Origin of the sequence: Streptomyces sp. NPDC101151 (genome assembly GCF_044768335.1) — a bacterium.
Lineage (GTDB): Bacteria > Actinomycetota > Actinomycetes > Streptomycetales > Streptomycetaceae > Streptomyces.
Genome location: NZ_JBIWPP010000001.1, coordinates 25263 through 38162, shown reverse-complemented (window position 1 = coordinate 38162; position 12900 = coordinate 25263). Strand labels below are relative to the sequence as shown.

Annotated in this window: 17 protein-coding genes; 14 read left to right on the top strand and 3 right to left on the bottom strand. The window is 67.1% G+C overall.

Annotated elements, in window-relative coordinates:
- The first annotated feature begins 7 nt into the window (after positions 1-7).
- The 5 genes from ACIRU3_RS00195 (at position 8) to ACIRU3_RS00175 (ending at position 2898) form a co-directional block, all read left to right on the top strand.
- The gene (locus tag ACIRU3_RS00195) at positions 8-769 is read left to right on the top strand and encodes a response regulator (RefSeq protein ID WP_404049156.1); all 762 of its coding nucleotides are present in this window, start codon (positions 8-10) and stop codon (positions 767-769) included.
- A 98-nt stretch (positions 770-867) separates the two neighbouring features.
- The gene (locus tag ACIRU3_RS00190; RefSeq protein WP_404050490.1) at positions 868-1065 is read left to right on the top strand and encodes a Flp family type IVb pilin; all 198 of its coding nucleotides are present in this window, start codon (positions 868-870) and stop codon (positions 1063-1065) included.
- Positions 1065-1655: a pilus assembly protein TadG-related protein gene (locus ACIRU3_RS00185; RefSeq protein WP_404050487.1), complete on the top strand. Its 591-nt coding sequence runs from the start codon at positions 1065-1067 to the stop codon at positions 1653-1655. The genes ACIRU3_RS00190 and ACIRU3_RS00185 overlap by 1 nt, the downstream gene beginning before the upstream one ends.
- A gap of 21 nt (positions 1656-1676) precedes the next feature.
- Positions 1677-2261 (top strand): hypothetical protein, encoded by a 585-nt coding sequence (locus ACIRU3_RS00180; RefSeq protein WP_404049154.1) that lies wholly within the window; start codon positions 1677-1679, stop codon positions 2259-2261.
- A 7-nt stretch (positions 2262-2268) separates the two neighbouring features.
- The gene (locus ACIRU3_RS00175; protein WP_404049151.1) at positions 2269-2898 is read left to right on the top strand and encodes an OmpA family protein; all 630 of its coding nucleotides are present in this window, start codon (positions 2269-2271) and stop codon (positions 2896-2898) included.
- A gap of 39 nt (positions 2899-2937) precedes the next feature.
- Here the strand turns inward: ACIRU3_RS00175 and ACIRU3_RS00170 are convergent, their stop codons facing one another.
- The gene (locus tag ACIRU3_RS00170) at positions 2938-3345 is read right to left on the bottom strand and encodes a DUF3224 domain-containing protein (RefSeq protein WP_404049148.1); all 408 of its coding nucleotides are present in this window, start codon (positions 3343-3345) and stop codon (positions 2938-2940) included.
- Between the two features lie 336 nt (positions 3346-3681).
- Entirely contained in the window at positions 3682-4050 is a 369-nt protein-coding gene (locus tag ACIRU3_RS00165; protein ID WP_404049146.1) for a DUF192 domain-containing protein, read from the bottom strand.
- Positions 4051-4378: 328 nt separating this feature from the next.
- Here ACIRU3_RS00165 and ACIRU3_RS00160 point away from each other — a divergent pair, with 328 nt between their 5' ends.
- The 7 genes from ACIRU3_RS00160 to ACIRU3_RS00130 all read left to right on the top strand — a co-directional run bounded on the left by ACIRU3_RS00160 (position 4379) and on the right by ACIRU3_RS00130 (position 9771).
- Entirely contained in the window at positions 4379-4846 is a 468-nt protein-coding gene (locus tag ACIRU3_RS00160) for a hypothetical protein (protein WP_404049143.1), read from the top strand.
- Between the two features lie 9 nt (positions 4847-4855).
- Positions 4856-5005: a hypothetical protein gene (locus tag ACIRU3_RS00155; protein ID WP_404049141.1), complete on the top strand. Its 150-nt coding sequence runs from the start codon at positions 4856-4858 to the stop codon at positions 5003-5005.
- A 138-nt stretch (positions 5006-5143) separates the two neighbouring features.
- Entirely contained in the window at positions 5144-6700 is a 1557-nt protein-coding gene (locus tag ACIRU3_RS00150; protein WP_404049138.1) for an alpha/beta hydrolase, read from the top strand.
- 61 nt (positions 6701-6761) lie between these two features.
- A complete protein-coding gene (locus ACIRU3_RS00145) occupies positions 6762-7223 on the top strand; it encodes a hypothetical protein (RefSeq protein ID WP_404049135.1) in 462 nt (153 codons plus the stop codon).
- Between the two features lie 525 nt (positions 7224-7748).
- A complete protein-coding gene (locus tag ACIRU3_RS00140) occupies positions 7749-8621 on the top strand; it encodes an LLM class flavin-dependent oxidoreductase (protein ID WP_404049133.1) in 873 nt (290 codons plus the stop codon).
- A 44-nt stretch (positions 8622-8665) separates the two neighbouring features.
- Positions 8666-9151 (top strand): GNAT family N-acetyltransferase, encoded by a 486-nt coding sequence (locus tag ACIRU3_RS00135; RefSeq protein ID WP_404049131.1) that lies wholly within the window; start codon positions 8666-8668, stop codon positions 9149-9151.
- Positions 9148-9771 carry a nucleoside deaminase gene (locus ACIRU3_RS00130; RefSeq protein WP_404049128.1) on the top strand — a complete coding sequence of 208 codons (624 nt, stop codon included), beginning with the start codon at positions 9148-9150 and terminating at the stop codon, positions 9769-9771. Before ACIRU3_RS00135 ends, ACIRU3_RS00130 begins: the two co-directional genes overlap by 4 nt.
- 50 nt (positions 9772-9821) lie before the next feature.
- Here the strand turns inward: ACIRU3_RS00130 and ACIRU3_RS00125 are convergent, their stop codons facing one another.
- On the bottom strand, positions 9822-10343 hold the full coding sequence (locus ACIRU3_RS00125; RefSeq protein WP_404049125.1) for a DinB family protein: 522 nt from the start codon (positions 10341-10343) through the stop codon (positions 9822-9824).
- A 52-nt stretch (positions 10344-10395) separates the two neighbouring features.
- Between ACIRU3_RS00125 and ACIRU3_RS00120 the strand changes: the two genes are divergently transcribed.
- Both ACIRU3_RS00120 and ACIRU3_RS00115 read left to right on the top strand, forming a co-directional pair.
- Entirely contained in the window at positions 10396-11181 is a 786-nt protein-coding gene (locus ACIRU3_RS00120; protein ID WP_404049123.1) for a methyltransferase domain-containing protein, read from the top strand.
- A 609-nt stretch (positions 11182-11790) separates the two neighbouring features.
- Positions 11791-12564 (top strand): isoprenyl transferase, encoded by a 774-nt coding sequence (locus ACIRU3_RS00115; RefSeq protein ID WP_404049120.1) that lies wholly within the window; start codon positions 11791-11793, stop codon positions 12562-12564.
- The last annotated feature ends 336 nt before the right edge of the window (positions 12565-12900 follow it).

Sequence of the window (12900 nt, the reverse complement as noted above, 5' to 3'; positions counted from 1 at the left end):
GCACCCGATGCAGTACCGGAACTCCAACTCCGGCCAGGACTTCCCGACGCCCACGACCACGGCGCCCCTACGCCTCGTGGTGGCCGACGACAACCCCGTGATCAGGGCGGGCCTCACAGCCCTCCTCTGCGACCGTGCGGACACCACGGTGGTGGCCGAGGCGGCGGACGGCCGCGAGGCGTACGAGGCGGCACTGCTCCACCGGCCCGATGTCATCCTCCTCGACGTCCGCATGCCCGGCGTCGACGGAATCTCGGCGTTGCCCCACCTGGTCCGGCTGGCCCCCGTCATGATGCTCACCTACAGCCACGAGACGGAGACGGTGCAGGAGGCGTTGCGGCTGGGGGCGGGGGGATATCTGGTGCACGGGGAGTTCACGACCGAGCAGCTGGTGAGGGCGGTACGAGATGTCCGGGAGGGGCGGCCGCATGTGACGCCGGGGGCGGCGAAGGCATTGCTGTCACACCTTCAGGCAAGTGCACCTGCACACATGGTACCGGAACTTCCCGCTCCCTTAGGGAAAATTCCACCACAAAACCTTTCGCAACTGCAATCATGTGTGGGACAGTCGTTCCGGTCACGGTTCCAACTGAGCAGCAGGGAGGCGGAGATCATGGACCTCATCGCATCCGGCATGACCAACCAGCAGATCGCCGCGACCTGCTTCATCAGCGAGAAGACGGTCAAGAACCACATCAACCGCATCTTCGCCAAGCTCCACAGCACGAGCAGGTCTCAGGCGGCTGCGAAGTGGTTGGGGGTGGCGTGAGATGGATTGGGTCCGGGGTTGGGTCCTGGGGCCCTCTCGTGGGGGCGGTGACCCGGCATACGTTTCCCCGATCGGAGGCGAGCCCGAAGGGGACCACCATGAGCAACTGGTTCAACACCACCGTCGCACATTTGCAGGCCCGAGTTGCCCGCAGCGACAAGGGACAGACTGCGGTGGAGTACCTCGGCATCATCGCGGTGGTTGTGGCGATCGTGTTGGCGATCACGGGCACGAGCATCGGTCAGTCCATCTACGACGCGATCACGACGAAGATCGCCGAAGTCACCGGCGGCTGATCCGCCCCGACCGGTATCGCGACGCAGGGCAGGCCTTCCCCATCTACATCACGGTGGTGGCGGGTCTGCTCTTTCTTGCGTTGGCCTACCTCGCCGTCGGCCAGGCCGCGGTCAATCGGGGCGGCGCCCAGACCGCGGCTGATGCTGCCGCGGTCGCCGCCGCACAGAACAGGCGCGACCAACTCTCGGCGAAATGGGTGGAGGATGTCCTCGACCCGACCAAGTGGCAGGACGATTTCGACGGCAAGGTACCGCTCGGACCGTCGTGCTGGCGTGCAGATCAACTCGCAGCGCAGAACGACGCCCACGCACAGTGTGACTCGCCGGAGCCACTCACGTTCACGGTCACGGCCAGGACCCAGAAGTCCGTCGGCAAGTCCGTCGTTCCCGGGACCGAGAATTTCCACTCGACGGCGTCCGCCAGGGCTGTGATCGACCCCCTCTGCACGTTCGAACTCCCTGGGGAGAACGCGGGGAACGACGTGCTGCCGCGACTTACCTGCAAGGACCGGGACTGGGACCTGAATCCGGACGACCTCGCCGACCTCCCGAGGCCCGAGGATCTTTTCGACGTCCACCTGGCTGACTGACGTAAAGAAGGAAGCAGAGGCATGAGCATTCGGGTCACTGAGAAGGCCACCAGGGGGATGGTCGCGCTGACTGTTGTGGCTGGTCTGGCCCTCGGCGTGGCCAGCTGCGATGGTGGCGGTGGCGATGACGCCAAGAAGCCGGACCATACGGCGTCCGCCTCCGCGTCCGGCGGATCGAACCCGAGTGCCCAAGAGGGGCAGTCGGACACTCCGTTGGCCGAACTGAAGGGCTCGGACGGTCTACTCCTTCAGATCACCTCCGCTCAGCGTGATTCCGGTGGATTCGTCACCGTGAATGGCAATTTGAAGAACGACGGTGCCAACAGCACTGTCATCCCCTCTGCCCTGAGCGGTAACGAAACCGAGATCATCAGGAACGGCAGGTCCCTCGGAGGTGCCACGCTGGTCGATCCCCAGGGAAAGAAGCGGTACTACGTCCTGCGTGACACGGAGGGGCGCCCATTGACCACCACCGGCTTCTCGACGCTCAAGGCCGGAGAGAACCTGGCGGTCTTCATGCAGTTCCCGGCACCTCCGGCGAACGTCTCCGAGGTGGATTTCCAACTGCCGACCTTCTCGGCCGCCGCCATCAAAATCTCAGGGTGAGGCCAAAGTGACCACCACACCCCGCCGGACTCTCACCCTCACCCTCACCACCGCAACCCTCCTCGCCGCCACCAACCTCACCCTCGCCCACGCCGACGACACAGCCCCCAGCAATCCCCCGGGCACGGAACCCTCCGCCACCGCCCCGGTGAAGATCGACCCCGCCGACCCGGACCTCAAGCTCCCCGAAGGCGCCACCCTCGCGCAGCCCAAGGTGCTGGACATCAAGTCGGTCGTGGAGGATCAGAGCGGGGACGAGCGCCGGGAGGACACGAACGCCGACGTCACCTTCGCTCTGCAGGCCGAAGTCCTGTTCAGCAAGGACAGCGCCAAGCTCAGCGGGGAGGCCAAGGCCCGCATCGAGACGATCGCCGAGGAGATCAAGAAGCAGAACGCGACCCGGATCCGCGTCTTCGGCTTCACCGACAACCTCGGCTCGTCCGCCCACGGCGACATCCTGTCCAAGCAGCGCGCCAACGCCGTACAGGCGGTCCTGGACCAGGACTTGAACGACCCGAACGTCACCTTCGACGTACGCGGCTACGGCGAGCAGTACCCGATCTCCGACAACTCGACGGAGGCGGGCAGGAAGAAGAACCGGCGGGTCGAGGTGTCGTTCCCGCGCACGGAGCAGTGATCAGAGAAGCAGTGAAAGGAGCAGGGAGCAGGGAGTCCTCTACTCACCCACCTCGTAGTCGAACCAGATCCGATGGGTGCCGTCCGCGTCGATCGCCATGCCACCGGCCCCTCGGATCCCGGCCAGCGCCCCCGTCCCGCTCCCCGGCACGATCACGAAGAACTCGGACTCGCGGCCTTCCCCCAGGGTTGTGGCCGAGTGGGCGAAGTTGAAGGAACCGCTCCGGTCCTGGAGAGCCCCCTCGAAGGACTCCATGGCGACATAGGTACCGGTCCCGCTGCCCTGGTCGTACGCCGCCGTGAACAGGGTCGCCGACACCCCGCTGATCTCCCCCTCGTACCGCTTCCGCATCGTGGCCACCCCGACGGGCACTGCCGTCTCGACCACCGGCCCCGCAACCTCCGCCGGGGTGAACTCCGCAACCGTGAACGTCCCAGATGCTCGCATGCCCGGATGCTATGCGGCCCCACTGACAACGCCGGTCACCGACAGCCTGAGGCTGCAGCGCGCAGTCGTCTGTCGCTCCGGCTCAACGGTGACCCGCAAGAGCGGCAACTGCACGGATGAGATGCTCGGTATGAAGGTGACGGTGTCGTTGAGCCGGCCTGTCGGCGACCGTATTCTCCTGGACGCGCCCACAGGCCGACCCGTGCCATACCGCGAGTGGCTCAGGCCTTCGCCGACCCGGAGCTGAAATCGCCGTCCGGCCTTGCGACAGCTACAGCAAGTTCTCGGCGTTCCCCGCCTTGATCTCAAGAAGCAGGGGCTGAGGGGCATCGGCAGCTAACGTGTCTCGACGTCGACCCTCATCCCCACCTCCAGTCCCCAGCGGACCATGGCTCCGGCCTCCGCCTCGACAACATGCCGGGAACGGAGCCGGGGCAGGCCCAGCCGGCCCGGCCTCATGGTGCGTATGTCTATGACGGTAAGACGGCGGTCCAGGTAGGCGACGTCGATGGCGAAGCGCATACGGAAGGTGTGCACGCTGCTGGCAGGAGAGAGCAGGATGGCCCCGTCGATCCCATCACGGCCCAACAAGCCCTTCGTGCGGGCACGATAGGACGTCGCGATCTCCAGGGGCACCCCGACCGGAGCCCCGTCTCCGTCCCCATGAACGACCAACGTCCCCCACCCGTTCCGCCAGCGCGCCATCCCCGGACCACCTCCGCAGTGACCGTACCCGCGAGGCGGTCGTGAATGCAGAGCGGCCGGCGGGCGAGAGTGCTATGCCGCCGGACACGGGGATCGCGCTGCGACTGGCCAGTGCGCGACGGTGGTTCTGCTGTCACCCCCACAGCGTCATGCCGCGGTTTCACCTTGTTGCGGCCGCTGTTGCGGCCGGTCACGCCCCGGACATGAGTAGGCGTACTCAGTCGCCGCGGTGAATCGCACGGCTACAGTCCGTTGCGACCAGTAAGTAACTCCTCAACGGCACGCTCAGGAAGGGCCGTTGAGACGCACAGGGGGGGAAGGCTCACTGATGGCTTGGGACGAGTGGGAGCAGCTCAAGGCGAATGCGGTGGCACGCGGCTCGACTCAGATGCGGCTGAACCAGCTTCCAGCTGATCTGGGCGGTGCTTCGGGCGCTTCAGGCGGTGCGGTCTCGGACCGGTTGAAGTCGGAGAAGAAGGTCTGGGCGAAGGCCGGTGAAGACATCAAGGGCCTGAAGGACGACGTCAGCAAGGCGCTGACGAAGCTGGTGGACGGGCAGACGGGGCTGGGGGACACGGCCGGCTGCCAGTCGGCGGTCGCGCAGTATGAGTTATTCGACTCCTGGAAGAAGTACGTCGGTGATGTGAGTGGCCGCTGTGGTGAGTTAGGCGGGTTGCTGGAGCGTTCGGGGCACGATCTGCACATGCTCGACTCGGACGCGACGGCGGAGCTGGACAAGATCAAGCTCAAGCACCGGGACACCGAGCCGGTCGGCGGCCAGGTCAAGGACAGGTGATCGACAGTCATGGATCTGGCGACGCTGAAGGCATTCAAGCCGTCCGAATACGAGGAAGCCGCCGACGGCTACAGAGCCATGGGCGGCATGGCCAGTTCGGTCAAGGACACGATCGAGAACCAGATCGCCGCGGGGATTCGCAACCAACTCGAGGGCTAGACGGCGAACGCCGCTCTGCGGGAACTTCGGGAACTGGCGAAGAACTTCCACTACATCCAAACCGAGTGTGCCCTGGCCGGTACCGCGCTCAACGGTTTCGCATTCGACATGGCGGCGGCGAGGCGGAAGCTGGAGGCGGTGCTGGAGGACGCGAAGGCGGCCGGTTGCACCACGGGGGCAGACGGATCGGTCACCTATCCGGCGGGCGGTAAAGAAGCCGACGGAAAGGTTCCGGAGGGCGGCACCATGCCGCCGGGGACGAGTCCGACGGATCCGACGTCGGCGTCGCTGGAGCGTACGGCGGCCAACATCCACCCGAACCCGAACTTCGGCAAGGCACAGGACTTCGCCAACCACATCGGCGACGCCTTGAAGGAAGCCACGGACGCAGACACGAAGTGGGCACCGAAGCTGCGCGCGCTGAAGGCCGACGACGACTTGGTGGTCTCCAACCGGGACTGGACTGATGTCAAGCACGATACCGGTGGAGTTCTGGAGGGGGCCGACAAGTACCTCGGCTCGATTAAGAAGCCGCCCACGGACGGCGATCCCGAGGCGAACGCGGAGTGGTGGAAGAGCCTGACGGACGAGGAGAAGGCCGCCTACATCTCGGTGCGCCCTGCCTCCATCGGCGCAATGGACGGGCTCCCCGCCATTGTGCGCGACGATGCGAACCGTGTCGTGCTGGCCGAGAGCAGGGGGGAGTATCAGGACAATCTGGACGCCTGGATGAAGAAGGAACCCGAACGCTATCGCCCCTACATCAGCCCTGTCACTGGGATGGAAGTGAAGGGTGTCCGGGTCGAGACCGAGGAATGGAAGGAGTGGAACAAGGAGAAGCAGGATATGGAGGGTCGTATCAGGGGAATGGATGCCATTCAGAGGCGTTTCGGCCTGACTGGAACCGACGGACTGCCTGAGGCGTATTTACTCGGATTCGACCCCGAGGGAAAGGGGCATGACGGTAAAATCATCTTGGCCAACGGGAATCCAGATACGGCGGACCATACGGCTATTTACGTCCCTGGTACAGGGACGCTTCTGCAGGACATCGAGAAGGACACGAAACGCGGAGAAGCCTTGTGGCGTGAAGCGGGCAGGTATGCGCAGGGGCAAAAAGTCTCCACGGTGACTTGGTTCGACTACGATGCGCCGCTGCAGGCGAAGCCCTTCGACAAGGGCGGCGGCCTGCTTCCGGAAGCAATGTCCGATGAATGGGCAGCGAAAGGTACGCCGGGCCTGCAGCACTTCCTTGACGGAAATCTCGCAGCCCATCGGGCAGGGTCTGGGAACAACCCGGGCCACACCACCCTGATCGGGCACAGTTACGGCACCACACTCATCGGGGATGCGGCGAAGACGCGTGGTTGGCCCGAGGGTCCGCTTCCGGTGGACGACGTCATTGCCGCCGGAAGCCCGGGCATGCAGGTAAAACACGCCGCAGACCTCGGTATCAGAAGCGATCACGTGTGGGCCATGAAGGGAGGTGGAGACGACGAATTGGTGCGAGTCGGTGGGAAGTACCTTGCTGGCTTGGGGGACGACTGGACGATTCCAACCGATCCCGATTTTGGTGCGAACATCATGGAATCGGATGCGGAAGATCACGGAGCTTTCTGGGACGAGGGTTCGACTAGCTTACGCAATCAAGGTCTCGTGATCGCTGGACAATACGACAAGGTGACCCTTGAATAAGACATGTGCTATCGCTGTAAGTGCGACACTGGCGGCCGTCCTCGTGGGAGGGTGCTCTCGGGTGAGCGACGAGAAAAAGATTGAAATCCGCGACGAGCAAGTCGTCAAGGAAAACGTCGAGCACGCGTCCAGCGAGATTCTCGACATCATCGCGACAAAGGGGAAGGTGACCCAGTCGGGCGCTTTTGCCGCTCCATGTTCGTCCTACGCCTCCGAGGACAAGGTGCATCGCATGCGTCATCCGTGGAGCATTTACGGTGTGCCTGGCGAAGACCTCAAGAAGGCCATGGACCGTCTACGAAAAGAACTTCCCGCCAAGGGGTGGAAAATTGTCAAGGACGGTCCCGACAAAAGTCGGGCGAAACTTCCACAGATCGTGGCCAACTCGCCCGACGGCCACATGTCCGCCGACCTCCGGCTGTGGATCGAGCCCTCCGAGAGCGGGCGATCTTCCATGATCGAAGCCACGGTCGTGTCCGATTGTTTCCAAAGCAAGTCCGACACCGCGGCTGAAGCGGGCTAGGAGCACACGGACTGGGCTGTTTCAGGGCGTCTGGGTCAGTAGGAAACACGCGTGGAGGGGCTCATCCTTCCTCCATGCCGGTGACGAAGCAATGCCTTTGGGGGAGTCACGTTCGCCCCTTCTGATCACAATGTCTCTTGCCTGTCCCGTCAACCTCCCATCCTCAGGCCAGCTCTGCAGTGACCGTAGCCACGAGAATGTGGTGAACGCCTGCTGGCGAGCTGGCCGTTTGGCCGCTCGATTCCTGCGCAGTGTGTGCTTCCGCGAGACGAGTCAAGGGCGTTGCGTTCCGCTTCACTGCACTCCGCGCCGGCTGACGCCGATCGGCCTGGCGGCCGCCTCTGGACACGTCTTGCTCCAGCATGGGGAAGAAGCGAGCGGGCGGCCGGAGGTGCAGTGGGCGGCTTGACCTTGTCGGCCCCTTGGGTGGGCTGCGTATGTCTCGTCGGCGGGGGCGGTGAGCCCTGAAAGGCCCTGGGAGGCAAAAGAGTTGTCTCGCTCGGCACCAGCCACTAGGAAGACCCCATGACTGGACTAGGCGCGGTATTCCGACCCCAGCTTCCCCCCGAGCGTCTGCGCGCAGTGGCCCGGCTCGCGGACGAGGCCGGGCTGGAGGAGCTGTGGTTGTGGGAGGACTGTTTCCGGGAGGGTGGCGTTTCCACGGCCGCCGCCGCTCTCGCCTGGACCGAGCGGGTGCGGGTGGGCATCGGGCTGCTCCCCGTACCGCTCAGGAACGTGGCCGTCACCGCGATGGAGGCCGCCGCACTGGAGCGCATGTTCCCCGGCCGGGCCATCCTGACCGTGGGGCACGGGGTGCAGGACTGGATGGGGCAGGTCGGCGCCCGGGCCGCCTCGCCGCTCACCCTGCTCGGCGAGCATCTCGACGCCCTGCGTGCCCTGTTGCGCGGGGAGCGGCTGACCGTGAGCGGACGGTACGTCCAGCTGGACGGCGTCGGCCTCGACTGGCCGCCGGCGAGTCCGGTCGACGTGCTGGCCGGGGCGACCGGACCCCGTTCGCTCCGCCTCTCCGGAGCCAGGGCGGACGGCACCCTGCTCACCGCCTCCACCTCGCCGGACGGCGTACGCCAGGCCCGGCGGATCATCGACGAGGCGCGGCGGGAGGCGGGGCGCGGCGAACCGCACAGGATCGTCGTCTATCTTCTCGCCGCCACGGGTGCGGACGCCGCCGCCCGGCTGCGCGCCGAACTCGTCGCCGAGGGGCTGGAGTCGGCCCCGGATCTAGGTGTCGCGGGCGACGCGGGCGCCGTGGCCAAGGCGGTGCAGCGGCTGGCCGAGGCCGGCGCCGACACGGTGGTCCTGCAGCCGACGGGCGACGAGCCCGACCCGGAGGGGTTCGTGCGCTTCACCGCTGAGGAGGTCCGGCCCCTGGTGTCGTAGGGAGGCCGGGGGCGTTGTCAGTGGGGGCTGCCACACTGCGAGGCATGACCGACGAACACAGCGATGTGAGTCTGCGGGAAGTCACGGACGACGACCTCTACGTCCTGCACGCCTATGAGCAGGACCCGGAAGCCGTCCGGCGGTCGAGGTTCACCCCCCGGCCGCGGGACGCCTTCCTCAGACACTGGCGGGAGCGTGTGCTCGGCGATCCCGACTCCTTCGTGCGGACTGTTGCCGTCGACGGCGAGGTGGCCGGGAGCGTCGTCTCCTGGACCGCGGAGGACGGTCGGCGCTTCGTCGGCTACTGGCTCGGGCGTGCCTACTGGGCCCGTGGCGTCGGGACCCGGGCCCTCGGCCTCTTCCTGCAGCTGGAGCGGGTACGGCCGCTGTACGCGGACCCCTTCTCGGGCAACACCGCCTCCGTGCGCCTGCTGGAGAAGCACGGCTTCGAGCAAGTCGGCACGGACCGGGACGGGGAGGACGAGTTCGTCGTGCTCGCACTCCGGCAGCCTCCGGGCGAACACCCATGACGGCCACCGCACCGGCCACCGGTGAGGGCGCCGCCCTGCCCGAGCCCTGGCGGCTCCCCTTCGAGCTGGCCTGGGAGGCCCTGCGGGCCGGCAGCCGCCCCATCGGCGCCGTACTCCTCGATCAGGACGGGCGGATCGCCGCCACCGGGCGCAACCGCAGCCAGGAGACCGCCGGACCACCCGGGCAGCTGGTCGGTACGGCCATCGCGCACGCCGAGATCAATGCCCTGGCCCGGCTTCGGGCCGGCCGCCGCTACACCGGGCACCGTCTCTACACCACCCTCGAACCCTGCCTCCTGTGCAGCAGCGCCCTCATCCACGCCCACGTCCCGCTCGTCGTCTACGCCGCCGCCGACGACCTGTGGCGCGGAGTCGAACACGTCCCCAGGGTCGGCGGCACCATCGCCGCGCGCTGGGCCCGCCGCGAGGGACCCCTGGACGGTCCCCTCAGACCCCTCGCCCGCTTCAGCGAGCTGCTCATGGCCGTGTGGGCGGTCCGGCACCCAGCGCCCGACGGGGTGCCGGACGAACCCGCCGCCCGGGACGCCCGGCGCCTGCTGGACGCCGGTCTGCTCGACGCGCCGAACGTCCAGGCGGCGTACGGCCTGGTGAGTCCTTGACCCTTGTTCCGGGCTCGTCTGTTCCGGGGGCCTCCTTGGTTCCCCGGTCCTCAGTCCGTGCCGGTGTCCGTGGCAGGGCGATGGTCCCCCGTCCCCCCGTCGATCAGCTCCCGCAGGATGTCCATATGACCGGCGTGCCGGGCGGTCTCCTCGATCATGTGGACGAGGGTCCAGCGCAGTGAGACGGAGTGGTCCCGCCAGACGGGGCGGCCCGGGGCGTCCAGGGGCAGCTCGGTGATCGTGCGGTCGGCGGCGGCGCGGGCGCGGCCGTAGAAGGCGATGATCTGCTGTGTCGTCTCGTCGGCGGACACGTGCATGTCCTCGTTCTTGTACGGGTCGAACCAGAAGGGTTCCGGCTCGCGTCCGAACGTCTCCACGAACCAGCCGTACTCGACCGAGGCCAGATGCTTGACCAGGCCGAGCAGGGTCGTCCCGGTCGGTGTCATGGGCCGGCGCAGTTGCTCGTCGTCCAGTCCGTCCAGCTTCCAGAGCACGGCGTCCCGGTGCCGGTTCAGGCTCGCGTGCAGGATGTCCTTCTCTCCGGCGGTGTAGCCGGCGGCAGTGGTCGTCATGTACGCGGAAATTAGCAGGCCCCGCCGACAACGCCCTGCGACCATGGGGTTCATGGCAGACAACCGCTCCTTCGAGGACCTGGTGGCCGAGGGTGCAGGCGTCCCCACCGAAGGATGGGACTTCTCCTGGTTCGAGGGGCGGGCCACCGAGGCGCGGCCCTCCTGGGGGTACGCCCGGTCGGCGGGGGAGCGGCTGGCCCGGGCCGAGGCCGCACTCGACATCCAGACCGGGGGCGGCGAGGTGCTCGACTTCGCCCTGGGCCGGGCCGAGCCGGACCGCCCGCTCCTGGTCGCGGCCATGGAGGGCTGGCCGCCGAACGTGGCCAAGGCCACCGGCCTGCTCCGGCCGCGCGGTGCGCTGGTGGTCGCCGCGCCGGACGGCGCGCCGCTGCCGTTCGCCGACGAGGCCTTCGACCTGGTGCTCAGCCGCCATCCGGTACGTCCGCACTGGGGCGAGGTCGCACGGGTGCTGCTGCCCGGCGGTACGTACTTCGCCCAGCATGTCGGGCCCGCCAGTGCGTTCGAGCTGGTCGAGTACTTCCTGGGGCCCCAGCCGGACGCCGTGCGCAGCGGCCGGGACCCCGAGGGGGAGCACAAGGACGCGGAGAGGGCGGGTCTGGAGGTCGTGGACCTGAGGGCGGAGCGGCTGCGGATGGAGTTCCATGACATCGCGGCCGTGGTGCACTTCCTGCGGAAGGTGGTCTGGATGGTTCCCGGCTTCACCGTGGAGGCGTACGAGCCCCGGCTGCGTGCCCTGCACGAGCGGATCCGGACGCAGGGGCCCTTCGTCGCGCACAGCGCCCGGCACCTCTTCGACGTCCGGAAACCGACCCGCTGACGCCTCGGGCGGCAGGGATGTCCCGCTGCTCGGCTCAAGCAGATTCCCTCCACGGTTTCCACATCGTTATCGACGACGGTTCACATCCGCCCCACCCTTCACGTAAGTTCAGACCAAGGTAATTCGCGCCAGCAAAGCTGTGCGGGCGGCACCGCGCAGTGGAGGGGGCTGCGCGGTGCTGCGATGCCGAGGGGGCACGTAGCGGAACCGTCAAGTCACCGTTCGCTGACGGGGTAGCCCATCGGGGGGACCCCGGGGCAACTCGCCGAAGGATCCCCGAGATGGCCCAAACCCTCTTGATCGTGCCGTATGCGGCCGGAATCCCTGGGAATCAGCTGTGAATCAGCCATGAAGCACCCCTGAATCCAGCGTTCCGCGCACACCGGGGCGTCGCCGGATGATTTCGGAGAGTAGTTGTGCCACGCCGATGCACACACCATCCCTTACGAAGGGTTATGGTGGAAACCCCCCCTCGGGCCGGTCCGTCTCCCCCCCACGGACCGGCCCGTTTTTTCGTCCCGCAACGCACCCGAACCACGCACCGAAGCCTCGTCGGAGTAACCTCAAGCCCCGCGGGGACCGCAACCGCGCCATTGGAGGGGCTCTCTCGTGAACCTGCGCGACAAGCTGCGCAGCCTGCTCGTCAGGCTCTACGCACGCCGGGTGGAAGGTCACCTGGACCACGCTCAGGTGCCGAAGCACATCGGCGTCATCATGGACGGCAACCGTCGCTGGGCGAAGGCCGCCGGCTCGTCCGCGGTCCACGGCCACCGGGTCGGTGCCGAAAAGATCGAGGAGTTCCTCGGCTGGTGCACCGAGACCGATGTCGAGGTCGTCACCCTGTGGCTGCTGTCCACGGACAACTTCGACCGCCCGCAGGATGAGCTGGGCCCCCTCCTCGGCATCATCGAGGACGTCGTCCGCACCCTCGCCGCCGACGGCCGCTGGCGGGTGCATCACGTCGGCACCCTCGACCTGCTGCCGGCCGGCATGCAGCGCACCCTCAAGGACGCCGAGGAGGCCACCGCCCACGTCGACGGGATAGTCGTCAACGTGGCCATCGGCTACGGCGGCCGACAGGAGATCGCCGACGCCGTGCGCTCCATGCTCCTCGACGCCCAGGACAAGGGTGTGTCGATGGAGGACCTCGCCGAGTCCGTCGACATCGACATGGTCGGCCGTCACCTCTACACCGGTGCCCAGCCCGACCCGGACCTGGTGATCCGCACCAGCGGCGAGCAGCGGTTGTCCGGATTCATGCTCTGGCAGACGGCCCACTCGGAGTACTACTTCTGTGAGGTCTTCTGGCCGGCCTTCCGCAAGGTCGACTTCCTGCGTGCGCTGCGCGACTACGCGGCGCGCCACCGCCGTTACGGCGGCTGAGACACCTGCGAACACCCCGCCGCTCCACGAGTGTGGCGGGGTGTTCCGTATACGCCGGTTGGGGTGGAAGTAACAAGGAGTTCACCAGCGCGCTATTGGCTGCTTTTGCATGGCGGTGCATGTTCGAGGGCATAAGCCAAGCAGGTCGACACCCGAACCACGGGCGTCGGATCTCAGCGGGCGGCACGGGGCCGTCCGCCCGGGAGGCCCTTTGCACCAGCCCGACCGTGCCTTCACTGCACGGCAGCAGCCGCGGAGGTCCGGTCTCCGGCCCGCCGTACGCGGGGGCCAACGACCGGTCCAGCTCCACTTCGTCGCTCCCCGACCTCATCCGAG